Below are 22,178 nucleotides of genomic sequence, written 5' to 3'. Positions count from 1 at the left end.
ACCTCACCAGGGAGATGGTCCGTTTTCGTACGGCATCACCGGTGCGTACTCATTGACACTCTTCGGTGATAATTGCGGTTTTTTCCACGACCTGTTCCCTCAGCTGTTCCCTCACCTGTTCGGGGGCGGGCCCTCGATCGGCCGGCCGAGCACACCGGGGCGCTTCTGCCACGGCAACGGACCCGTCGGCGGCCGGTAGGCGACCCCCAGGGCGTCAAGTCGCCCGTAATGGACGGCCATCCGCCGCTCGAAGTCGGCGAAGTCCCGTTCCGCCGGGGCGGGCAGCGCGCTCCAGGCCACCTCGGCGAAGGCCGCGAGGCGCGGGAACGTCTGGTAGTCCACGCGCGCGTGGTCCTCCATCACCTCGGTCCACACGTTGGCCTGTGCGCCGAGGACATGCCCGGCCTCTTCGGACGTCAACTCCGAGGGAACGGGCTCGAACCGGTACACGTCCTCCAGGGTGCGGACGTAGGCGATGGGGACCGGCTCGTCCGCGCCCGCGTCCTGCCGGTAGTCCAAGTACACCTGCTGCTCGGGGCACATGACGACGTCGTGGCCCGCGCGGGCCGCCGCGATCCCGCCCTGATATCCGCGCCAGGAGGAGACCGCCGCCCCGTCCGCGAGACCGCCTTCCAGGATCTCGTCCCAGCCGATGAGCCTGCGCCCGCGCGCGGAGAGCCACTTGTCGAAGTGTGCGATGAACCACGACTGCAACTCGTCCTCGTCCGCGAGGCCGAGTTCCTCGATCCGGGCCTGGACGAGGGGCGACTCCCGCCACTGCTCCTTGGCGCATTCGTCGCCGCCGATGTGGATGAACTCGGAAGGGAACAGCTCCAGCAGTTCCTCGAACACCCCCTCGTAGAAGCGCAGGGTGTTGTCAGTGGGGGCGAGTACGTTCAAAGAGATGCCCCAGCTGTCCCAGACCGAGAGGGAGGTCGTGTCGATGACGTCGGTGTTGCCGAGTTCCGGATACGCGGCGATGGCGGCCTGCGAGTGGCCGGGTATGTCGATTTCGGGGACGACGGTGATATGCCGCTCGGCGGCGTAGGCGACGATCTCCCGGATGTCGTCCTGGGTGTAGAAGCCACCGTGCGGCTTCTCCTCCCACAGCGGTGAGGCCCGGTGGCCGAATTTCGTGCGCGCCCGCCAGGAGCCGACCTCGGTCAGCTTCGGGTATCGCTTGATCTCGACGCGCCAGCCCTGGTCGTCCGTCAGGTGGAAGTGGAAGACGTTGAGTTTGTGCGCGGCCATCAGGTCCAGGTAGCGCAGGACACCGTCCTTGGGCATGAAGTGCCGGGACACGTCGAGCATGAGACCGCGCCAGCGGAAACGGGGACCGTCCTCGATCGTGACGTGCGGCACGGCCCAGGTGCGGTCACGACTGAGCGGGGCCTTCCGGTACGCGTCGGCGCCGAGAAGCTGCCGCAGCGTCTGGGCGCCCCAGAAGACACCGGCCGCACTGCCGCCCTCGATGAGGACGCCGGAGGAGTCGCTGACGAGGCGGTACTCCTCGGGACCGAGTTCGGGGTCGAGCTGGAGCCCGATGCCGTCGCCTCCGGCGTCGTCGAGTTCCACTGCCTCGCGCAGCGGCAGGCCGGTGGCCTGCCACAGGACGGTGCGCAGCCAGTGACCGACGCCCGCCAACGCGGCGTTGGCGTAGAGCTGGGAGTGCGCCGTCAGCCGCACGTTGCCGGAACCGGCGACGAGGCCACGGGGTGCCGGAATCAGTTCAGTCACGTCAGTCCTTTACCGCTCCGCCCAGCCCGGAGACCAGTCGTCGCTGTACGAGTACGAAGAAGATCAGCACCGGAATCGTCATCACCGTGGACGCGGCCATCACACCGCCCCAGTCGGGGTCGTCTGGTTTGTAGAAGACCAGCAGCGCCATCGGCAGGGTGGACTGGGAGGTGTCACTGATGATGAACGACTTGGCGAACAGGAAGTCGTTCCAGGCCGAGATGAAGGAAAACACGCTGGTGGCCACCAGGCCGGGGAAGACCAGCGGGAAAAGGATCTGCCACAGGAATCGCGCCCGGCTCGCCCCGTCGATGTACGCGGCCTCCTCCAAGGCCTCCGGAACCGCCTTCACAAACCCCCGCAGCATCCAGATCGCGAAGGGCAGCGAGAAGGCGATGTGGGGCAGGATCAGCGAGCCCAGCGTGTTCAGCTGGCCGAGGTCCCGCATCTGGAAGAACAGGGGGATCGTCAGGGCTTCCACGGGCACCATCTGGGCCACCAGAAACATGATCAGCAAGGTGGTCCGGAAGCGGAACCGGAATCGCGTCACGGCGGTCGCCGCGAGAAACGCGATCAGCGCCGAGACGATCACCACACTGCACGCCACGACCAGGCTGTTGAGGAAGTAACGGCCGAATTCCTGCTGTCCGAAGACCCGCCGGAAGGAATCCAGGGAGGGCGCGAGCGTCCACGGCCTGGGCTCGGCCGACTCGATCTCGCCGGCCGGTTTGAAGGCGCTGAGCACCATCCAATAGAGGGGAAAGGCGACGACGACCGCGATCAGCAGCGCGGACGCCTCGGCGGCCAGCCGCCACGGACGTTGCAGTTGACCTCGGAGCAGGTTCACAGTTCCTCCCCCTGCCGGCGCAGCAGCCGCAGGTACACGAGCGTGGCGGCGAGGAGGATCAGCAGCATCACGATGCCGATCGCCGAGCCGAGGCTGTACTGCGAGGACGCGAAGGCCTGCTGGTAGGCGTACACGTTCAGCACGAGATTCTGCCCGGCGATGCCGCCGCCGTTCGTCATGACGTAGATCTGCGTGAAGACCTTGAAGTCCCAGATGACCGACTGGATGGTGACGACGGTCAGGATCGGCCGGAGCATCGGCGCCAGGACGGAGCGCCAGATACGCCACTGCGAGGCGCCGTCCAGGGCGGCGGCCTCCAGCACCTCGCCCGGTACGGCGCGGATGCCGGCGTACACCGTGACCATGACGAACGGGAAGGAGCACCACACCACTTCGAGCAGGACGAGGAAGAAGGCGCTGTAGCGCCCGTACGTCCACGAGTGGTCGCCGAGCCCCAGGACCCGGTTCACGGGCCCGAAGTCCGGGTCGAAGAGCAGCAGCCACACCGTCGAGCCCGTGACGGCCGGGGTCGCCCACGCGCCCAGCGCGGCCAGCATCAGCGCGAGCCGGGGCACGGCACGCACGCGCGTGAGGAGCACGGCGAGCGCGCAGCCGACCGCCAGGGTCGACAGGACACAGGCCGCCGCGAAGAGGACCGTCGCCAGCAGCACCTGCCAGAACTGGTCGTCCCGGAACAGCTCGGTGTAGTTGCCGAAGCCCCGGAAGGTGGCCGGTTCGCCGCCGCTGACCTGGGCCTGGGTGTACTGGAAGAACGAGATCAGACCGAGCTGGTAGATGGGGTAGACGAGCAGCCCGCCGAGCACGACGAGGGCGGGCGCGAGGTAGAGCCAGGGAGCCATTTGACGCCGCGCACCCTCGCGCCCCAAGGGGCGCGAGGAACGGCGCGACCGGCCACCGACGACCCGCAGCCGCCGACGATCCGAAAGCCCCGAGCTCTCAGGCACCGGCGTCACCCGGCGGAGCCAAACGCATCGTTCATCTTCGTAGCCGCATCCTTGGAAGCCGTAGCCACATCCTTCTTGCCGCTGATGACCTCCTGGAGCATGGTCGGCAGCACCAGCGAGGAGTCGATCTGCGACCAGGCGGGCGTGGCCGGCACGAACTTGGTGTCCGCGGCGAGCGTCTGCACGAAGGGCTTCGTGTAGGGCTCCTGTGCGGCGACCTGCTGGCGGACGTCCGTGAAGGTCGGCAGGAAGCCCATCGCGCCGAACATCTCTTCCTGCGTCTTCTTCGACGCCAGTTGCTCCATCAGGTCCACGGCGAGGGTGCGGTGCGAGGTGCTCTTCAGGACGCCGAGGTTGTTGCCGCCCGCGAAAGCCGGCGCGATCGAGCCGGAGGCCACGCCCGGCAGCGGTACGACCGCGTACTCGCCCTTCACCTTCCCGGCCTCCACGGCCGCGTGGTTGAAGTCGCCGCCGATCGCCATGCCGGCCTGGCCGGCCGCGAAGGCGGTGATCGTGTCGTTGCCGCCCATGCCGGCGCACTTGGCGGCGGGACAGTTGTCGTCGCTGAAGAGGGAGGTGTACGCCTTGATGCCCTTCTGGGCGGCGGCGCTGTCGATGGCGGAGGCGTACGAGCCTCCCTTACCGGTGGCGAGCTCGCCGCCGCTCGCCCAGATGAACGGCATCGCGCCGTAGGTGAAGGCGCCGCCGACCACGAGGCCGTACAGCTTGGGCTTCGCGGCCCGGATCTCGCGGGCGGTGGAGGCCAACTCGGCCATGGTCTTCGGGACTTCGAGGCCCAGTTCCTTGAAGACGTCGGTGCGGTAGTACAGGGCCCGGACGCCGACGAAGTACGGCGCGCCGTAGATCTTGCCGTTCACCGTCACCGACTGTTTCGCGGTCGGGTCGGTGTCCTTGGCCTCGCTCCAGGACGCGAAGTCCTTGGTGACGTCGGCGAGTCCGCCGTCCTTCACATAGCCGGCGGTGTCGGTGTTGCCGTACTCGACGACGTCGGGTGCGCTCTTCGGGTCGTTGAAGGCGGCCTTCATGCGCTGGGCGCGGGTCTCGACGGGGATGTACTCGACGGTGACCTTGGTGTCCTTGTGTGCCTTCTCGAAGTCGGCGAGGACGGAGTCCACGACCTTCTGCTTCGGCGTGTTGTTGACCTCCTGGAAGAGCCAGACACGCAGGGTGCCGCTCTTCTCGTCCTTGTCGGAGGAGGCGTTGTCGGAGGTCTGGGGGGCGCAGGCGGTGACGACGACGGCGGCGGCCAGCAGAACGGCCAGTCTGGGGGCGAGCTTCATGGAGTGACCCTCCGGTGCGTTGCAACATATGCAATGACGGTTTCGCTCTGCACAACACCACGGAGGCTAGAAGTACATGGACATGTCCACAAGAGGTCTCTACCACTCTGTGATCTGCGAGGGTCCAGGGCATGGACGCACGAGGGCCCCCAGGGGGCACGCCACAGCGTGCCCCCTGGGGGCCCTCAAAACCTCAGACGGCCGAACAGCCAGGGCTAGTTGTCGCCGCCGCCCTTGCCCTTGTCGTCGCCGCCGGCGCCCATGGACTCGTAGATCTCCTTGCACATGGGACACACCGGGTACTTCTTCGGATCGCGGCCCGGCACCCAGACCTTGCCGCACAGCGCGACGACGGGAGTCCCGTCGAGGGCGCTCGCCATGATCTTGTCCTTCTGGACATAGTGGGCGAAGCGCTCGTGGTCACCGTCGCCGTGGGACACCTGCGGCGCCGGCTCTACGAGTGTCCCCGTCCCAGTACCTCGCTGCGGCTGGGTCTCAGGCTCAAGAGTGCTCATGAAACCTAGGGTACTGAAGCTCACACGCATCAGTTGAGCGAAGGGTCATCGGGATACGTCGCGACCATCGCGAGCTCGTTGCGCTGGCGGCGCAGGACCTCGCGCCAGAGTCTTTCCGGGGACGGGGAGGAGACATCGCCGGGTTCGGATTCGACGACGTACCAGGCGCCTTCCACCAGTTCGTCCTCCAGCTGGCCCGGGCCCCAGCCGGCGTACCCGGCGAAGATCCTCAAGGAGCCCAGCGCCGAGGCCAGCAGCTGAGGCGGTGCCTCCAGATCGACCAGGCCGATCGCGCCGTGCACCCGGCGCCAGCCCAGCGGCGCCCGCTCGGCGGAGGCGCCGCCGGGGATGACGGCGACGCCGAGCGCGGAGTCCAGGGACACCGGGCCGCCCTGGAAGACGACACCGGGTTCGCCGGCCAGTTCCGCCCAGCCCTCCAGGATGTCGCCGACGTCCACCGGGGTCGGACGGTTGAGGACGACACCGAGGGAGCCCTCCTCGTCGTGGTCGAGAAGGAGCACCACCGCACGGTCGAAGTTCGGGTCCGCCAGGGCGGGTGTTGCCACGAGCAACCGCCCTGTGAGCGAGGACACCTCGGTCATGCCAGACATGATCCCGCATCTTCCCCGCACGCGGGGAGCCAATGCCAACTCGCGAGGGAATGCAGCTCAGGGTGCACCGGTGCGCCCCCACGCGCACCCTCCTCGCCGGTGACCCCATGTGCCCGGCGCGGAACCGTTCGTGTTGTGACACAGCCATGACGTACTGGGGCGTCCTCGGGCTTACGGAAGGGGGGTGCGTGGCGATTACCCTTTCCCTCCTGGCCCCTGCCCCACTCATCGGAACGCGAGATACATGACCGTCAATGGCACTGACGACGTACTGCTTGTCCACGGCGGAACCCCGCTGGAGGGCGAGATCCGTGTCCGCGGTGCGAAGAACCTCGTACCCAAGGCCATGGTCGCCGCCCTGTTGGGCAGCGAGCCGAGCCGACTGCGCAACGTTCCGGACATCCGTGACGTGCGTGTCGTACGCGGTCTGCTGCAACTGCACGGGGTGACGGTCCGTCCGGGGGAGGAACCGGGCGAGCTGGTGATGGACCCGTCGCACGTGGAGAGTGCGAACGTCGCGGACATCGACGCGCACGCGGGTTCGAGCCGTATCCCGATCCTGTTCTGCGGCCCGCTGCTGCACCGCCTCGGCCACGCCTTCATCCCGGGTCTCGGCGGCTGCGACATCGGCGGCCGGCCGATCGACTTCCACTTCGAGGTGCTGCGGCAGTTCGGCGCGCGGATCGAGAAGCGTGCGGACGGGCAGTACCTGGAGGCTCCGCAGCGGCTGCGCGGCACGAAGATCCGGCTGCCGTACCCGTCGGTGGGCGCGACGGAGCAGGTGCTGCTGACGGCCGTCCTCGCCGAAGGCGTCACCGAGCTCTCGAACGCGGCCGTCGAGCCGGAGATCGAGGACCTGATCTGCGTGCTGCAGAAGATGGGCGCCATCATCGCGATGGACACCGACCGCACCATCCGCGTCACCGGTGTGGACACGCTCGGCGGCTACAACCACGGCGCCCTCCCGGACCGCCTGGAGGCCGCGTCGTGGGCGTCCGCGGCGCTGGCCACCGAGGGCAACATCCACGTCAAGGGCGCCCAGCAGCGCTCGATGATGACGTTCCTGAACACCTACCGGAAGGTCGGCGGTGCCTTCGAGATCGACGACGAGGGCATCCGCTTCTGGCACCCCGGCGGCCAGCTGAAGTCCATCGCGCTGGAGACGGACGTCCACCCCGGCTTCCAGACGGACTGGCAGCAGCCGCTGGTGGTGGCGTTGACGCAGGCGACCGGGCTCTCCATCATCCACGAGACGGTCTACGAGTCCCGCCTGGGCTTCACCTCCGCGCTGAACCAGATGGGCGCTCACATCCAGCTGTACCGCGAGTGCCTGGGCGGCTCGAACTGCCGCTTCGGCCAGCGCAACTTCCTGCACTCGGCGGTCGTCTCCGGCCCCACCAAGCTCCAGGGCGCCGACCTGGTCATCCCGGACCTCCGCGGCGGCTTCTCGTACCTCATCGCGGCACTGGCGGCGCAGGGGACCTCACGGGTGCACGGCATCGACCTCATCAACCGGGGCTACGAGAACTTCATGGAGAAGCTCGTGGAGCTCGGGGCGAAGGTGGAACTGCCGGGCAAGGCGCTCGGCTGACCGCCGCCTCATCGCTCCGGCCGGGGCAGCGCCGGTCTCGGCTGGGGGTCCGGGGGTTATCCCCCGGATAGACACAGCATGGAGAAGCTCGTGGAGCTGGGTGCCAAGGTCGAACTGCCGGGCAAGGCGCTCGGCTGACAGTCCGTACGACGATGGGGCGGCTCCCGTGCGGGAGCCGCCCCATTCGCGTTACTGAGCCTCGTACGCAGTCCCGTCGCGTACGCGAAGGCTTACTTGCCCTTGGCGGCTTCCTTGAGCTTGCTGCCCGCGGAGACCTTCACGCTGTAGCCGGCCGGGATGTTGATCGGGTCGCCGGTCTGCGGGTTGCGAGCGGTACGAGCGGCACGGTGGGTGCGCTCGAAGGTCAGGAAGCCGGGGATGGTGACCTTCTCGTCGCCCTTGGCGACGATCTCGCCGACGGTCTCGGCGAACGCGGCCAGAACGGCGTCGGCGTCCTTGCGGGTCACCTCGGCGCGGTCGGCCAGCGCGGCCACCAGCTCACTGCGGTTCATGTTGTTACTCCCGTGTTCTTCTTGCCGTTGAGGCGTGCCACGCGGCGGAGCCGCATGATTCGGCACAGCGGTGCCGATGCTGTCAGGGTCCTCGGACTGGCCCCGGACCTGGGTCCGTCGTCAGACCCACGCGCCCAGGGACGCATCCTGCCCCTACCTGCGGCGGGAAAGCCAATCCGGCGCCCGTAGGAGTCGTGAGAACACCCTTGGGAGTCACACGAAAAGAGGCCTGAGCCTGCCGCCACGATAAACGGCCCCCAGGAGAGCCGGGTTCCGCGACGCGCCGATAGCAGGCCCACCGTGGCGATCCTCACAGCGAACGCGCACCGACCGGACGCTGACGGGCGCGTGACGACCCGGAGATCCGTCAGAAGGGCCCTAGGGCCGGGCTACGACGCCGAGACCGCCGCTCCGGCCGCCTTGGCGGCCTCCCGCACCGCACCCGCGACCGCGCCCGCGACCTTGTCGTTGAACACGCTCGGGACGATGTAGTTCGGGTTCAGCTCGTCCTCGGTCACCACGTCCGCGAGGGCCTTCGCCGCCGCGATCATCATCTCGGTGTTGACCGTGCGGGACTGCGCGTCCAGCAGGCCGCGGAAGACGCCCGGGAAGACCAGCACGTTGTTGATCTGGTTCGGGAAGTCGCTGCGGCCGGTGGCCACAACCGCCGCCGTCTGACGGGCGATTGCCGGGTCGACCTCGGGATCCGGGTTCGCGAGCGCGAACACGATCGCGCCGTCGGCCATGGCGGCCACGTCGTCGCCGTCCAGCACGTTGGGCGCCGAGACCCCGATGAAGACGTCGGCGCCGCGTACGGCCTCCTTCAGCGTCCCCGTCAGGTTCTCGGGGTTGGTGTTGTCGGCGATCCAGCGCAGCGGCGAGTCCGCGGCGGCGTCGACCAGGTCCTCGCGGCCGGCGTGCACGACTCCGTGGATGTCGGCGACGACGGCGTTCTTGACGCCCGCGGCGATCAGCAGCTTGAGGATGGCCGTACCGGCCGCGCCCGCGCCGGACATGACGACCCGGACGTTCTCAATTGCCTTGCCCACCACGCGAAGTGCGTTGGTCAGCGCCGCGAGGACGACGATCGCCGTGCCGTGCTGGTCGTCGTGGAAGACGGGGATGTCGAGGGCCTCGCGCAGCCGGGCCTCGATCTCGAAGCAGCGCGGCGCGGAGATGTCCTCGAGGTTGATGCCGGCGAAGCCGGGCGCGATGGCCTTCACGATCTCGACGATGGCGTCGGTGTCCTGGGTGTCCAGGCACAGCGGCCAGGCGTCGATGCCGGCGAACCGCTTGAAGAGGGCCGCCTTGCCCTCCATCACGGGGAGCGCGGCCTTGGGCCCGATGTTGCCGAGGCCCAGCACGGCCGAGCCGTCCGTCACGACCGCAACCGAATTGCGCTTGATGGTCAGCCGCCGGGCGTCCTCGGGGTTCTCGGCGATCGCCATGCAGACGCGCGCCACACCCGGCGTGTAGATCATGGAGAGGTCGTCACGGTTGCGGATGGGGTGCTTGGACTGCATCTCGATCTTGCCGCCGAGGTGCATGAGGAACGTACGGTCGGAGACCTTGCCGAGCGTCACACCCTCGATGCCGCGCAGCTGCTCGACGATCTCGTCGGCGTGCGAGGTGGAGGTGGCCGCGATGGTGACGTCGATCCGAAGCTTCTCGTGCCCGGAAGCGGTGACGTCGAGGCCGGTCACCGAGCCTCCGTGGGACTCGACGGCTCCGGTGAGCTGCGAGACCGCGGTTCCGCTCGCGGGCACCTCCAGCCGGACCGTCATCGAGTAGGAGACGCTGGGCGCCGTTGCCATGGCCGACTTCCTCTGCTTTCACCGAGTGACGCTGGATGCCGTCCGATGGTCGCACCTACCGTCGGGTAGGCGTTAGCCGGGTCTGGATTGCGAACCTTTTGTTCACGACGAGACGAGAGAGGTCCACGTCACTTCCGTGACGTGGACCTCTCGAACGTTCAGTGACACCGACCCGCCATGCTCGCCTCGCGGCAAGTGGTCGCTCGTAGCGACGAAGGTTGGGCCCGGGGGCTTGGATCGGGCCGGTGCCACACCCAGGCTAACAAACGGACGCCCGAAGGCCATTCCCGTCCGGGGAGTTCACAGGAATCAGTCCCGCAGCAGGTCCGGCACTCCCTTCGCGTCCGGCGCGTCCCGTTCCCCCGACACCACCGTGAGCTGCTGGGTCGCCCGGGTGAGGGCCACGTACAGCACCCGCAGTCCGGCCGGTGACTCGTCCGCGATCTCCGCCGGGGAGACGACCACCGTCGCGTCGTACTCCAGGCCCTTGGCCTCCAGGCTGCCGAGCGCCACCACGCGGTCGCCGAGCCCGGCGAGCCAGCGCCTGGCCTCCTCGCGGCGGTTCATGGCGACGACGACGCCGACCGTGCCGTCGACGAGGCCGAGGAGCCGGGCGGCCTCCGCCCGGACCGTCTGGGCGAGGGATTCGTGTACGACCGCGAAGCGGGGCTCCACTCCGGTGGAGCGGACCGCCGACGGGGACTGGGAGCCCGGCATGGCCAGGGCCAGCACCTTGGCGGCGAGGTCGGCGATCTCGGCCGGGTTGCGGTAGTTCACGGTCAGCTGGAAGCGGCGGCGCGGGCGGCTGCCCAGGGCCTCGTCGCGGGCCTGGGCCGCCTCGTCGGGGTCGGACCAGGACGACTGGGCGGGGTCGCCGACCACCGTCCAGGTGGCGTGCCGGCCCCGCCGTCCGACCATGCGCCACTGCATCGGCGTGACGTCCTGGGCCTCGTCGACGATGACGTGCGCGTACTCGGTGCGCTCCTGCGCCAGCCGCTCGGCCCGCTCGCGCTGGGTCTCCTCGCGGGTCGGCATCAGCTCCTCCAGGCCGGTGAGCTGGTCGAGCGGGTCCAGCTCGCGCCGCTTGCGGGGGCGGGCCGGGGTGCCGAGGATCGACTGGAGCTCGTCGAGCATCGCGATGTCGTGCACGGAGTGGCCGTCCCGCCGCAGGGAGCGGGCGACCCGGCGCACCTCGCCGGGGTTGAGGATGCGCCGGGCCCAGCGCCCCAGCCGCCGCTCGTCCGCCATGGCGTCGAGGACGGCCTTCGGGGTGAGCTCCGGCCACCAGGCGTCCAGGAACTCGATGAAGCTGTCCTCGGAAGCGACGTCCTCGTCGAAGGAGGAGCGCAGCTCGGCGGCCAGCTCCGGGTCGGTGTGGCGGCCGGCCTGGCCGGACCGCGTCCACAGGGCGTCCAGGAGCAGCTTGCGGGCGCGGGGGCGGAGCAGGTTGACGGGCGCGGTGCCGCTGAGGGCGTTGTGGCGGATGCGGTCCAGCTCGCCGGCCTCCAGTTCCAGGCGGCGCCCGAAGGCGACCACGCGGAGCCGGGTGGGCGGGCCGGCCGGCGCCTGCGGCCCCGGCTCGGTGTCATCGAGGGCCTCCAGGGTGAGCTGCCCGGAGGCGGCACCCGCGCGCGGGGCACCGCCCGAGCCCGCCTCCAGAGCGCCCCGCGCCGCCTTCCGCAGCACCTTGAGCATGCGGTACGACCCCTTCGCCCGCGCCACCGCCGGGGAGTCGTACAGCGTGGCCTCGGCGCCGTCGACGAGCGAGCCGATGGCGCGGATGGCGACCTGACCCTCCTCGCCGAGGGAGGGCAGCACGCCCTCGGTGTACGCCACCAGCAGGGGCGTGGGCGAGACGATCAGGATGCCGCCCGCGTAGCGGCGCCGGTCCTGGTAGAGGAGGTAGGCCGCCCGGTGCAGCGCGACGGCCGTCTTTCCGGTGCCGGGGCCGCCCTCGACGTACGTCACCGAGGCGGCCGGGGCGCGGATGACCAGGTCCTGTTCGGCCTGGATGGAGGCGACGATGTCCCGCATGGTGTGCGTACGGGCTTGTCCCAGGGCGGCCATCAGGGCGCCGTCGCCGATGACGGCCAGTGCCTCGCCGTCGAGGAAGGCCTTCAGCTCGGGGCGCATCAGGTCGTCCTCGACGCCCAGCACGCGGCGCCCCTTGGACCGGATCACGCGCCGGCGCACCACCCGCCCCGGGTCGACCGGGGTGGATCGGTAGAAGGGGGCGGCGGCGGGCGCCCGCCAGTCGATGACCAGCGGGGAGTAGTCCTCGTCGAGGACGCCGATACGCCCGATGTGCAGGGTCTCGGCGATGTCCGCGGTGTTGTCCTCCCGCACGGCCCCGTCGGCGGGCTCGACGGCCGTGTACGCGCCGTCGGGTCCCTTCTTGCCGTCCTTGCCGGGGAGCAGGTCGATACGGCCGAAGAGGAAGTCCTCGAACTCGTTGTTCAGGCGGCTGAGGTGGATGCCCGCCCGGAAGACCTGTGCGTCCCGCTCGGCGAGCGCGCCGGGTGTACCGACCTGGCCACGCTTGGCCGCGTCGTTCATGAGGAACTCAGCCTCGTGGATCTTCTCCTCGAGGCGCCGGTACACCTGATCCAGGTGTACCTGTTCGATGCTGATCTCCCGGTCCCGTACGGAATCCGGTGCGGAGTCCTGAACCGAGTCGACCGCGGTTTCCTGCTGAGCCTGAGCGGCCACCGGGCCCCCTATCTGACGTGCTGGGCAGCCGTCAACCGTACGCGAAGGGGGGCCCGGGAAGCTATGCGTCCGCTCTCAGTGATTTACGCGTCGACCTGGACGAGCTTCTTCCCGTCGAAGGTCATGACCTCGAAATGGTCGATCTCGTTCGGTGCCTGGGCCGCGCCGCCGCCGATGTAGAGCGGGTTCTTGGCCTTCTCGGTCTTGGCGTCCGGGAGGCCGTAACCCCAGGCCGGGACCTGCCAGGAGGAGAGCGTCTCCCGCTCGCCGTTCTTGCCGACGGCGATCAGGGAGCACTTGAGCGGGCCCTTGACGTTGCTGAGCTCGAGGATCGCCTCGGTGCCCCAGTCCTTCTCCTGCATGGCGACGGTCGCACTGACGTCCGTGGTCGGATCCGTCGCCGTGACCTTGTCGTCCAGGGCGTCGAACTGCGTCTTGGCCGGGCTCGCCGCGAGTGTTCTCGGGGCGTCGCCGCCCGAATCTCCGCCGCTCGCCGCCATCGCGGCGAACGGGCCGCCGACGATGAGCGCGGCCGCGGCCGCCACCATGTAGAAACTGCGGCGGCGCTTTTGGGCGCGGCGCTCGGCGACCTCGTCGACGAGCTTGTTCACCACTCTTGGGCTGGGCTTCGCGGACAGCGATTCACCGATGGCGGGCGTACCGGAGCCCGGCAGGTCCGCGAGCGCGGCCAGCATCGGCTCCATCCCGGCGAGTTCATCGAGCTGCTGGGCGCACCATTCGCAGGTGGCGAGATGGACTTCGAAAGCGGTTGCTTCGGCATCGTCGAGGATGCCCAGGGCGTAGGCGCCGACCGTTTCGTGCTCGTTCGGGCCTGGAGATCCCATCATGGGGCCAGACATACCCGTACCACCCGTACCGAATCCCTGCGATCCCCCGTACACACTCATCACGCCGTCACCCCCCGCTCCTCCAGAGCAAGCTTCATCGACCGCAGGGCATAGAACACCCGTGAGCGCACCGTGCCACTGGGGATGCCAAGCGTCTCGGCCGCCTCATTGACGGTACGCCCCTTGAAGTACGTCTCGACGAGCACCTCCCGGTGGGCCGGGGTCAGGTCGTCGAGCGCATCGGACAGCGTCATCAGCCACAGCGCCTTGTCGATCTCGTCCTCCGCGGGGATGACCTCCAGCGGCGACGGATCGACCTCCTGCGGCCGGGCCTGCCGGCTGCGGTGGCCGTCGATGACGATGCGCCGGGCGACCGTCACCAGCCAGGGGCGTACCGATCCGGTCGCTCGATTGAGCTGACCGGCGTTCTTCCAGGCACGGATGAGTGTCTCCTGCACGACGTCCTCGGCGCGCTGCCGGTCTCCGGCGACCAGCCGCAGGACATACGCCAGGAGAGGTCCGGCGTGTTCTCTGTACAGAGCACGCATCAGCTCCTCATCAGGTTCCGAGGGCTGGGACATGCGATGTCGGGCCCTCGATCCACGTTCATTGGCCACGACGGAATCCTTGCGCACGCCCACCTCCGATGTCCGGGGGTTCCCCCAGTCGGTCGCTCCTCCACGGGTACGGACGCGGTGAGTTGAGCGTTCAACGTGGGGTGACGGATTTCTCGTGGGTGACGTGACGAGGCCGGACATGGGCGCACATTCCCACCGCGCGACCTTTACATTTCCGCCACTGCGAAAAAATCAAGCCACGTGACCCCGGGTCCGAAAAGGTAAACGATGTGTAATCGAAATCACGTCAACGGCGGTATCACAGAAGGAACTTAACGGGCATTCAGGCGCGGGCGAGCGCCGCCCGGCGCCGGTGCCGGGCCACCCGCTCCCGGTTTCCGCAGACCTCACTGGAACACCAGCGCCGCCTGCGCCCCCGCGACGTGTCGAGGTAGACGATCGGGCAGTTGTCCCCCTCGCACTGCCGAAGCCCCACCCGCGCGACCGGATCGGTGAGCAGCTCGACGACGTCCCGCGCGACGGCCCCGAGCAGCGCCGCGCACTCCGGCGGCCCGCCCAACTCCCGTACGAGCGTGCCGTCTTCGCCGGGTACGGCACGGGGGGCCGGGGGCGCGGCACGGGCGATCTCGTTGACGTGGGCGAGCGCGAGTTCGTACGGGCGTCCCTGAGGCGCGAGACCTCCCGGCACCAACTGGCCGATACGGCCGCGCAGTTCCCGGAAACCGACGAGCCAGGACTCGTCGGCGTGCGTCAGCGGGGTGCCCGCCGGGACGAGTCCCGACCCGGTGATCCAGGCGCGCAGCACCTCGACGGAGTCGAAGCGTTCCTCTGGGTGGGTGGTCGCGAGGAGATCCAGGCAGATCCGCCCCGCATCGAACCGCAGCTCGTACGCGGCCGTGGCCGTACCCAGTGCCATGTGCCTGTCACCGCCTAGGGGTCACCCCTGTGGGGAACCGTGCCTCCAGTCCCCTCTAACAGTGCCTGCCCGTTCGCGCGGTCGGAACCCCTCGTTCGAGCGCCGGTCAGGCAATCTCAGCCTGTCCGGCGTTTGAGGACCGTGCCTCACACATCGGCGTACTTCGTATCGGCGACGGGGTCCAGCGCCAGGCGATACCCCCGCTTCACCACCGTCTGGATCAGCTTCGGCGCCCCCAACGCCGTACGCAGCCGAGCCATCGCCGTCTCCACCGCGTGCTCATCGCGGCCGGCGCCGGGCAGCGCGCGCAGCAGGTCCGCGCGGGCCACCACCCAGCCGGGCCGTCGCGACAGCGCCCGCATCAGGGACATCCCGGCGGGCGGTACGGGTTTGAGCTCGCCGTCCACCAGCACCGCGTGCCCGCGGATCTCCACCCGGTGCCCGGCGATCGGCAACGTCCGTGCCCGTCCCGGCAGTTCCTGGCACAGGATCTGGACGAGCGGGCCCAGCCGGAAGCGTTCGGGCTGGATCGTGTCGATGCCCTGGGCCTGGAGGGGCAGCGCGGTGACCGGGCCGACACACGCCGGCAACACGTCGTGGTTGAGGGCGGCGAGCAGCTCGGGCAGCAGACCGCGCTCCTCGGCGCGGGACAGCAGCGAGGCGGCCGCGGGCGCGCTGGTGAAGGTGAGCGCGTCCAGGCCGCGCGAGACGGTGGCGTCCAGCAACCGGTCCACCGGCCCGATGTCCTCCGGCGGCATCCACCGGTAGACCGGCACCCCGAGCACCTCCGCTCCCCCGGCCCGCAGCGCCTCCACGAAACCGGGCAGCGGCTCGCCGTGCAGCTGGATGGCGATACGGCGGCCCTCGACGCCCTCCTCCATGAGCCGGTCGAGCACCTCGGCCATGGACTCCGACGACGGGGACCACTCCTCCGTCAGCCCGGCGGCCCGGATCGAGCCCTTGACCTTGGGCCCGCGCGCGAGCAGCTCCACCCCGCGCAGCCGGTCGAGGAGATCCTCGCCGAGCCCCCAGCCGTCGGCGGCCTCGATCCAGCCCCGGAAACCGATCGCGGTCGTGGCGATCACGACGTCCGGAGACTTGTGGATGACCTCCTTGGTGGCCGCGAGCAGCTCACTGTCGTCGGAGAGCGGCACGATGCGCAGGGCGGGGGCGTGCAGGACGGCGGCGCCGCGGCGCTGGAGCAGCGCGCCCAGCTCGTCGGCCCGGCGCGCGGCGGTCACTCCCACGGTGAAGCCCGCGAGGGGTCCGTGGTCTGGTCGCTGCTGTTCGTCGTACATGGCTCTCGTCCCAGAGTCGTTTGCACCTACATGCGCTGTTGTCGCACCCTCATGCCGAACGAGCCTGTCAACGGCTCGTGACAGGCTCGGTTCGGCTAGATGTCGCTGGTGTTACGTCACACCTCGGCGTAGTTGAGCTGCGGCTTCGCCTCGGTGGCGGCCGTGGTCTGCGCCTTGCCGGTCGAGCGGCGAAGGTATACGGCCCAGGTAACCACGAAGCAGGCACCGTAAAAGGCGAGGAAGGCGACGAATGCGCCGGTGCCGGAACCGTAGGAGAGGAAGGACTGGCGGAAGGCGAGGTTGATGCCCACACCGCCGAGCGCGCCCACCGCACCGATCAGGCCCATGGAGGCACCGGAGAGGCGTCGTCCGTACGCGGCGGCTTCCTCACCCTCCAGCCCCTTGGCCAGGGCCTTGGTCTGGAAGATGCCGGGGATCATCTTGTATGTCGACCCGTTGCCGAGGCCGGTGAGGACGAACAGCACCACGAAGGCGGTGGTGAACAGGGCCAGCGACTTCTCCATGCTGGCGGCGATGAGGATCGCGGTCGCCACGCCCATCCCGATGTAGTTGTACAGCGTGATCTTCGCGCCGCCGTACTTGTCGGCGAGCCAGCCGCCCACGGGCCGGATCAGCGAGCCGAGCAGCGGGCCGATGAAGGTGACGTACGCCGCCTCCAGCGGGGTGCGCCCGAACTGGTTGGTCAGCACCTGTCCGAAGGCGAAGCTGTAGCCGATGAACGAGCCGAAGGTGCCGATGTAGAGGAAGGACATGATCCAGGTGTGCGCGTCCTTCGCGGCGTCCTTGGCGGCGCCGGTGTCGTTCTTCACGTTCTCGATGTTGTCCATGAAGAGCGCGGCGAGGACAGCGGCGACGACGATGAACGGGATGTAGATCCCGAGCAGGACCCGCGGCCCTCCGCTCGCCCCGATGACGGCGAGCGCGACCAGCTGGATGACGGGCACGCCGATGTTGCCGCCGCCCGCGTTGAGCCCGAGGGCCCAGCCCTTCTTCTTCAGCGGGAAGAAGGCGTTGATGTTGGTCATGGACGAGGCGAAGTTGCCGCCGCCGATACCGGCCAGCAGGCCCACCAACAGGAAGGTGTTGAAGGACGTGCCCGGCTCCATCACGGTGAAGGCCGCGATGGTGGGGACGAGGAGGAGGGCGGCCGAGACGATCGTCCAGTTCCGGCCGCCGAAGATCGCGACGGCGAAGGTGTACGGCACCCGGACGACGGCGCCGACCAGCGTCACCATCGAGGTCAGCAGGAACTTGTCCGCCGGGGTGAGCCCGTACTCCGGGCCCATGAAGAGCACCAGCACGGACCACATGGTCCAGATGGAGAACCCGATGTGCTCGGAGAGGACGGAGAAGATCAGGTTGCGGCGGGCGACCTTCTCTCCGGTCTCTTTCCAGAAGGTCTCGTCCTCCGGATCCCACTGCTGGATCCAGCGGCCGCCCCTGCTCGGGGGTGCGGGGGCTGTACTAGGGGCTGTCATGACGCCTCCACGGGGTACGGGGACTGCGAGCGGCTGAGTCCCGACGGTAGGGAGGGCGCGTTTCCGGTCTGTGGCACTGAGTGACCGGAAAGGAACTTTGCTCTCACCCCGAGGGAAAGCGGGATGAGAGGTCACGGCGACGTCGCGGCGGGGTGATGGGGGGATCGTCAGTGCTGCGGGGGCTGCCAGTGGGGGGTTTGCTGGGGGTGGGGGTACGGCTGCTGCTGAGGAGGAGCGTACGGGCCCGGAGCCTGTGGCGGCTGCTGGTACTGAGGCGGCTGCTGGTACTGAGGCTGGGGCTGGTACTGAGGCTGGGGCTGGGGCTGGTACTGCTGGGGAGCGTTCGGTCCCTGCGGTGGTCCATACGGCCCATACGGACCGGCGAACGGGTTCACCTGCCCCGGCGCCTGCGGAATCCGCGCCCCCGGCGGCAGGTAGCGCAGCCGGCCGGTCTCGTCGGTGACCGGCGTGAAGCCGGCCGCCCGCAGCCGGGCCGCGAACTTCGCGTTGCGCCCCCGCGTCACGGCGAAGCCGATGCCGATGACCGCCATGAGCACAGCCCACAGGATGCCCGCGATGACGAAGGCGACGCCGTCCCCGCCCGCCCGCACGGCGACGACCACGCAGCCGACGGTGGCGCCCAGGGCCCCGTATCCCATCCGTTTCTCGGCGTTCTTGCCGGTGAGGTCGAAGTTGATGCGGGCCTTGAGGAGCTCGAAGGCGTCGGGCACGACGGGCGGCAGCGAGACGCCGTCACCGGCGTTCGGGTACTGCGCCCAGTTCTGCGCGGCGCGGGCCCGGGCCTGCGGGCTGGGGTCGGGCTCGATCAGCATCAGGAGCGAGGTGTTCCGCCCGCCGCCCTGCCGTACGTCCGCGTACTCGTAGCCGAACTGCTGGGCGACGAAGGCGAGCCTGGCGAGCTTCTTCACGGACGCCATGGGGCTGGTGAGCTGGACAGGCTCTCCGCTCGCCATCAAGCGCAGCATGTTCTGTATCTGCCGCTTGCTCATCAGCACCTGCTCCCCACCGGGCCACCCGTTCACTTCCGCAACTCAGGCAGTCTCGCACGCCGCGGTGCACGCATCTCGGCCGCGTTGCCGGTTTCCCCACCGCCGGCATCTCTCACGCCGTCGGCCACAGTCGGGGCTTCCGCTTCGCCGCCAGGTCCTCGATCCAGCCCACCCCGAGAATCGCCAGCCCGATCAACGGCCAGACCAGGACGAACGTCCAGATCGGGTAGGTCGAGTCCAGCGCGGCCACCGCGGGGTCGCTCCGCAGGAACGGAAGCTCGTACAGCAGGTCGAGGATCGGGAACGTGGCCATGATCAGCATGTTGTGCCAGAGGTAGATCGTGACCGCGCGGTTGTTGGACAACGTCACCAGCTTGTCCCACCTCGCCAGGCGGCCCGGCAGTTCCGGCCAGGACGGGGAGTACTGGAGCAGGATCACGACGAAACCGAAGGACCAGGTGGCCTGGGCCAGCGGGATGTCGTTCAGGTCCCAGCCCGCGGGGCCGAGATGACCCGAAGCCCACCACAGGCCGAACGCCATCAGCGAGGTCGAGCAGGAGACCGCCAGGTAGCGCGGGACCTTCCGCAGCAGGCCCTCGTGGTGGGCGAGCCCCAGGACCCAGCAGCCGCCGTAGACCGCGAAGTCGCCGACGGCGTTGCCGGTTTCGCCCGGGATGGAGACGAGTCCCGTACCCACCACGGCCGTCAGTCCCAGCGGGGCCAGCACCGTCGGCCACGGTGCCCGGCGCAAGGCCCACAGCAACAGCGGCGAGGCGACGACGAACCACAGGTAGGCCCGCAGGTACCACAGCGGGCCCACCGCCTGCTCCGCCCACGTGGCGTCCAGCAGGCCCGACTCGGAGCCGATCTGCCAGGGGTAGGGCGGGGCACCGACCGGGATGACGTAGTTGGCCATCTCGATCAGTCCCAAGGCCCCGCTGTGGTCCGGGTCCTGCGACAGGTTCCAGCCACCCGCGAACATCAGCGTCAGGACGACCGCGCCGAACGCCCAGAGTGGGGCAAGCAACCTCCTTAGCCTGCCCCTGATCACACCCCACGCCGGCCGGTTCAGCGAGCGCGCCATCAGCGAACCCGCCAGCGCGAACATCACGCCCATGGAGGGGAACAGGACGGTCAGCCAGGCCCAGCCGAACAGGTGGTACACGACCACGCGGACCAGGGCGATCGAGCGCAGCAGGTCCAGGTAGCGGTCGCGGCCCGGTTGTCTCGGTGCCGGCGCCTCCTGCTCCGGCGCCCCGTACGACTGGGTGTGTCCCCGCGTCGTCATCCCACCGGCCTCCGATCGTCACCGCTGTGCGCCCGCTGCCGTGGCACCGGACCGCCGGGTGCCTCGACGACCCCCGTGCGCCGCAGCTTCTGCCAGCGCAGCCGGCCGCCGGTCAGGGCCGTGATCCAGGACTGGAGCAGGACGACGTACATGAGCTGGCGGTAGAGGATCTGCTGGAGGGGAAGCGAGACGAGGTGGGTCATGCGTTCGCGGTCGAGGCGGAAGGCGTACGCGGCGCAGACCGCCTGGATCGCGAGGACGCCCAGCCAGGCCAGGACCGTCTTCCGGGTGGGGCCGAAGACCAGGCCGTAGATCAGGAACACGTCGATCAGCGGGGCCAGCAGCGGTGCCACGACCATGAACAGCGAGACCAGGGGCAGGCCCACCCGGCCGAAGCGGCCCGACGGGCCCCGTTCCACCAGCGCCCCGCGGTGCTTCCAGATCGCCTGCATGGTGCCGTAGGACCAGCGGTAGCGCTGCGACCACAGTTGCTGGACGGACTCCGGGGCCTCGGTCCAGGCCCGCGCCTTCTCGGCGTACACGACCCGCCAGCCGTCGCGGTGCATCGCCATCGTGATGTCGGTGTCCTCGGCGAGCGTGTCGTCGCTCATGCCGCCGACCCGTTCGAGGGCGGTCCTGCGGAACGCTCCCACCGCGCCCGGGATCGTCGGCATGCAGCGCAGGACGTCGTACATACGGCGGTCGAGGTTGAAGCCCATCACGTACTCGATGTGCTGCCAGGCACCGATGAGCGAGTCCCGGTTGCCGACCTTGGCGTTGCCCGCGACCGCGCCGACCCGGGGGGCGCCGAAGGGCTGCACCAGTTCGCGGACGGTCGACGGTTCGAAGACCGTGTCGCCGTCCATCATCACGACGATGTCGTGCCGGGCGTTCGCCAGACCGCGATTGAGTGCGGCCGGCTTGCCCGCGTTCAGCTGGCGTACCACCCGGACGTTCGGCAGGTCCATGGCCTCGACGATCCGCGCCGTGCCGTCGCTCGAGCCGTCGTCGACGACGACGACCTCGATCGGATGCTCGCTCGCCATCAGCGAACGTACGGTGTTCTCGATGCACTTGGCCTCGTTGTACGCCGGGACCAGCACCGACACCGGTTCGGTGACCGGCGGGCCCCAGCGGAAGTCGCGGCGGCGCACCCTGCGGGCGTGGACGCCGGACAGGCAGAACATCAGGACCAGGCGGCCGATGACGAGGAAGCCGATGACCGCGAGGCCGACCACCAGCACGGCGGTGATGTTGTCCGAGGCGGTGACCAGGAAGATCCAGGCCTTGCCCTTCCACAGGTCGATTCCGGTGACCTGGGTGTGCGCGCCGGCCGTGCCGAGGGCCTCGGTGAGGGTGTCGAACTCGTAGCCCCGCGCCTGGAGTCGGGGCAGGAGCCTGTCCAGTGCCAGCACCGTCTGGTGGCGGTCGCCGCCGGAGTCGTGCATCAGGACGACCGCGCCCTTGCCGCCTTCGGGCGTGGCGTTGCGGATGATCCGCTCGATGCCGGGCTTGCGCCAGTCCTCGCTGTCGGTGTCGTTGACGACGGTGAGGTAGCCGCGAGTGCCGATGTACTCGGTGACCGGCCAGGAGTTGTTGTCCATGGCGGACGCGGAGGAGCTGTACGGCGGGCGGAAGAGCGCGGTGCGGATGCCGACCGCACCAGTGATCGCGAGCTGGCTCTGGGACAGCTCCCAGTCGATGCGCTTCTTCGACTGGTGGGAGAGGTCGGGGTGGTTGAAGGTGTGCAGGCCGATCTCGTGGCCCTCTTCGACGATGCGCCGCACCAGGTCCGGGTGGCGCGAGGCCATCGTGCCGGTGACGAAGAAGACCGCGTGGGCGTCGTGCTTCTCGAGCACGTCCAGGACCTTCGGGGTCCACTCCGGGTCCGGGCCGTCGTCGAAGGTGAGGACGAGCCGGTGGTCTTTCAGGCGCAGGCTCTGGCTGTGGCCGCCGCGGGTGTCGATGACCGGTCCGCCCTCCAGGATCCGCTGGGGCACTCGGTCGGAGGCGGCGGGTGCCTGGACGCGGTGGTCGGCGAGAATCTCGCTGTGTACGTAACCCCGCAGCATCAGCATCGCCATCAGTGCGACGAGAGCGAGCAGGGGAAGCAGCAGACGCATGGGCAGCGAGCGGCGG

18 protein-coding genes are annotated in these 22,178 nt (G+C 69.3%); 1 reads left to right on the top strand and 17 read right to left on the bottom strand.

Annotated elements, in window-relative coordinates; translation table 11 throughout:
* Nucleotides 1–111: 111 nt before the first annotated feature.
* The 6 genes from AB0I77_RS18235 to AB0I77_RS18210 all read right to left on the bottom strand — a co-directional run bounded on the left by AB0I77_RS18235 (nucleotide 112) and on the right by AB0I77_RS18210 (nucleotide 5,967).
* Complete coding sequence (locus AB0I77_RS18235; protein ID WP_363283588.1) at nucleotides 112–1,737, bottom strand: beta-N-acetylhexosaminidase; 1,626 nt, start codon at nucleotides 1,735–1,737, stop codon at nucleotides 112–114.
* Nucleotide 1,738: 1 nt separating this feature from the next.
* Nucleotides 1,739–2,584 (bottom strand): carbohydrate ABC transporter permease, encoded by an 846-nt coding sequence (locus AB0I77_RS18230; protein ID WP_363283587.1) that lies wholly within the window; start codon nucleotides 2,582–2,584, stop codon nucleotides 1,739–1,741.
* Complete coding sequence (locus AB0I77_RS18225) at nucleotides 2,581–3,444, bottom strand: sugar ABC transporter permease (RefSeq protein ID WP_363283585.1); 864 nt, start codon at nucleotides 3,442–3,444, stop codon at nucleotides 2,581–2,583. Before AB0I77_RS18225 ends, AB0I77_RS18230 begins: the two co-directional genes overlap by 4 nt.
* 110 nt (nucleotides 3,445–3,554) lie before the next feature.
* Complete coding sequence (locus AB0I77_RS18220) at nucleotides 3,555–4,850, bottom strand: extracellular solute-binding protein (RefSeq protein WP_363283584.1); 1,296 nt, start codon at nucleotides 4,848–4,850, stop codon at nucleotides 3,555–3,557.
* 215 nt (nucleotides 4,851–5,065) lie between these two features.
* Nucleotides 5,066–5,365 carry a DUF3039 domain-containing protein gene (locus AB0I77_RS18215; RefSeq protein ID WP_363283583.1) on the bottom strand — a complete coding sequence of 100 codons (300 nt, stop codon included), beginning with the start codon at nucleotides 5,363–5,365 and terminating at the stop codon, nucleotides 5,066–5,068.
* A gap of 29 nt (nucleotides 5,366–5,394) precedes the next feature.
* Nucleotides 5,395–5,967, bottom strand: a complete 573-nt coding sequence (locus AB0I77_RS18210) for a YqgE/AlgH family protein (protein ID WP_363283582.1) — start codon at nucleotides 5,965–5,967, stop codon at nucleotides 5,395–5,397.
* Nucleotides 5,968–6,220: 253 nt separating this feature from the next.
* Here AB0I77_RS18210 and murA point away from each other — a divergent pair, with 253 nt between their 5' ends.
* On the top strand, nucleotides 6,221–7,567 hold the full coding sequence (murA, locus tag AB0I77_RS18205; protein ID WP_363283581.1) for a UDP-N-acetylglucosamine 1-carboxyvinyltransferase: 1,347 nt from the start codon (nucleotides 6,221–6,223) through the stop codon (nucleotides 7,565–7,567).
* 230 nt (nucleotides 7,568–7,797) lie between these two features.
* On the opposite strand, the gene AB0I77_RS18200 is transcribed toward murA, so the two are convergent.
* The 11 genes from AB0I77_RS18200 to AB0I77_RS18150 form a co-directional block, all read right to left on the bottom strand.
* Complete coding sequence (locus AB0I77_RS18200; protein ID WP_105974351.1) at nucleotides 7,798–8,079, bottom strand: HU family DNA-binding protein; 282 nt, start codon at nucleotides 8,077–8,079, stop codon at nucleotides 7,798–7,800.
* 389 nt (nucleotides 8,080–8,468) lie between these two features.
* The gene (locus AB0I77_RS18195) at nucleotides 8,469–9,893 is read right to left on the bottom strand and encodes an NAD-dependent malic enzyme (protein ID WP_363283580.1); all 1,425 of its coding nucleotides are present in this window, start codon (nucleotides 9,891–9,893) and stop codon (nucleotides 8,469–8,471) included.
* Nucleotides 9,894–10,202: 309 nt separating this feature from the next.
* Entirely contained in the window at nucleotides 10,203–12,602 is a 2,400-nt protein-coding gene (locus AB0I77_RS18190; protein WP_363283579.1) for a UvrD-helicase domain-containing protein, read from the bottom strand.
* A gap of 83 nt (nucleotides 12,603–12,685) precedes the next feature.
* Complete coding sequence (locus AB0I77_RS18185) at nucleotides 12,686–13,450, bottom strand: zf-HC2 domain-containing protein (RefSeq protein WP_363283578.1); 765 nt, start codon at nucleotides 13,448–13,450, stop codon at nucleotides 12,686–12,688.
* A gap of 59 nt (nucleotides 13,451–13,509) precedes the next feature.
* Nucleotides 13,510–14,031: a sigma-70 family RNA polymerase sigma factor gene (locus tag AB0I77_RS18180; protein ID WP_010039908.1), complete on the bottom strand. Its 522-nt coding sequence runs from the start codon at nucleotides 14,029–14,031 to the stop codon at nucleotides 13,510–13,512.
* A 319-nt stretch (nucleotides 14,032–14,350) separates the two neighbouring features.
* On the bottom strand, nucleotides 14,351–14,944 hold the full coding sequence (locus tag AB0I77_RS18175; RefSeq protein ID WP_363283577.1) for a CGNR zinc finger domain-containing protein: 594 nt from the start codon (nucleotides 14,942–14,944) through the stop codon (nucleotides 14,351–14,353).
* 146 nt (nucleotides 14,945–15,090) lie between these two features.
* The gene (locus AB0I77_RS18170) at nucleotides 15,091–16,242 is read right to left on the bottom strand and encodes a uroporphyrinogen-III synthase (protein WP_363283576.1); all 1,152 of its coding nucleotides are present in this window, start codon (nucleotides 16,240–16,242) and stop codon (nucleotides 15,091–15,093) included.
* A gap of 116 nt (nucleotides 16,243–16,358) precedes the next feature.
* Entirely contained in the window at nucleotides 16,359–17,741 is a 1,383-nt protein-coding gene (locus AB0I77_RS18165; RefSeq protein WP_363283575.1) for a nitrate/nitrite transporter, read from the bottom strand.
* A gap of 167 nt (nucleotides 17,742–17,908) precedes the next feature.
* A complete protein-coding gene (locus AB0I77_RS18160) occupies nucleotides 17,909–18,751 on the bottom strand; it encodes a hypothetical protein (protein WP_363283574.1) in 843 nt (280 codons plus the stop codon).
* A 112-nt stretch (nucleotides 18,752–18,863) separates the two neighbouring features.
* Nucleotides 18,864–20,039, bottom strand: coding sequence for an acyltransferase (locus AB0I77_RS18155; protein ID WP_363283573.1), 1,176 nt, complete (start codon nucleotides 20,037–20,039; stop codon nucleotides 18,864–18,866).
* Complete coding sequence (locus AB0I77_RS18150; RefSeq protein WP_363283797.1) at nucleotides 20,036–22,162, bottom strand: glycosyltransferase; 2,127 nt, start codon at nucleotides 22,160–22,162, stop codon at nucleotides 20,036–20,038. Before AB0I77_RS18150 ends, AB0I77_RS18155 begins: the two co-directional genes overlap by 4 nt.
* Between the last annotated feature and the right edge of the window lie 16 nt (nucleotides 22,163–22,178).

It is taken from the genome of Streptomyces sp. NPDC050619, from assembly GCF_040654815.1.
GTDB lineage: Bacteria > Actinomycetota > Actinomycetes > Streptomycetales > Streptomycetaceae > Streptomyces.
This window is presented reverse-complemented; position numbering and strand designations above follow the sequence as displayed.

Bases quoted from the DNA above. Each gene is read 5' to 3' on its own strand.
- AB0I77_RS18220 (WP_363283584.1), bottom strand. From the start codon at position 4,850: ATGAAGCTCGCCCCCAGACTGGCCGTTCTGCTGGCCGCCGCCGTCGTC.
- AB0I77_RS18155 (WP_363283573.1), bottom strand. From the start codon at position 20,039: ATGACGACGCGGGGACACACCCAGTCGTACGGGGCGCCGGAGCAGGAG.
- AB0I77_RS18175 (WP_363283577.1), bottom strand. From the start codon at position 14,944: ATGGCACTGGGTACGGCCACGGCCGCGTACGAGCTGCGGTTCGATGCG.
- AB0I77_RS18225 (WP_363283585.1), bottom strand. From the start codon at position 3,444: ATGGCTCCCTGGCTCTACCTCGCGCCCGCCCTCGTCGTGCTCGGCGGG.
- AB0I77_RS18180 (WP_010039908.1), bottom strand. From the start codon at position 14,031: ATGTCCCAGCCCTCGGAACCTGATGAGGAGCTGATGCGTGCTCTGTAC.
- AB0I77_RS18185 (WP_363283578.1), bottom strand. From the start codon at position 13,450: ATGATGGGATCTCCAGGCCCGAACGAGCACGAAACGGTCGGCGCCTAC.
- AB0I77_RS18195 (WP_363283580.1), bottom strand. From the start codon at position 9,893: ATGGCAACGGCGCCCAGCGTCTCCTACTCGATGACGGTCCGGCTGGAG.
- AB0I77_RS18150 (WP_363283797.1), bottom strand. From the start codon at position 22,162: ATGCGTCTGCTGCTTCCCCTGCTCGCTCTCGTCGCACTGATGGCGATG.
- AB0I77_RS18215 (WP_363283583.1), bottom strand. From the start codon at position 5,365: ATGAGCACTCTTGAGCCTGAGACCCAGCCGCAGCGAGGTACTGGGACG.
- AB0I77_RS18210 (WP_363283582.1), bottom strand. From the start codon at position 5,967: ATGACCGAGGTGTCCTCGCTCACAGGGCGGTTGCTCGTGGCAACACCC.
- AB0I77_RS18170 (WP_363283576.1), bottom strand. From the start codon at position 16,242: ATGTACGACGAACAGCAGCGACCAGACCACGGACCCCTCGCGGGCTTC.
- murA (WP_363283581.1), top strand. From the start codon at position 6,221: ATGACCGTCAATGGCACTGACGACGTACTGCTTGTCCACGGCGGAACC.
- AB0I77_RS18200 (WP_105974351.1), bottom strand. From the start codon at position 8,079: ATGAACCGCAGTGAGCTGGTGGCCGCGCTGGCCGACCGCGCCGAGGTG.
- AB0I77_RS18165 (WP_363283575.1), bottom strand. From the start codon at position 17,741: ATGACAGCCCCTAGTACAGCCCCCGCACCCCCGAGCAGGGGCGGCCGC.
- AB0I77_RS18160 (WP_363283574.1), bottom strand. From the start codon at position 18,751: ATGAGCAAGCGGCAGATACAGAACATGCTGCGCTTGATGGCGAGCGGA.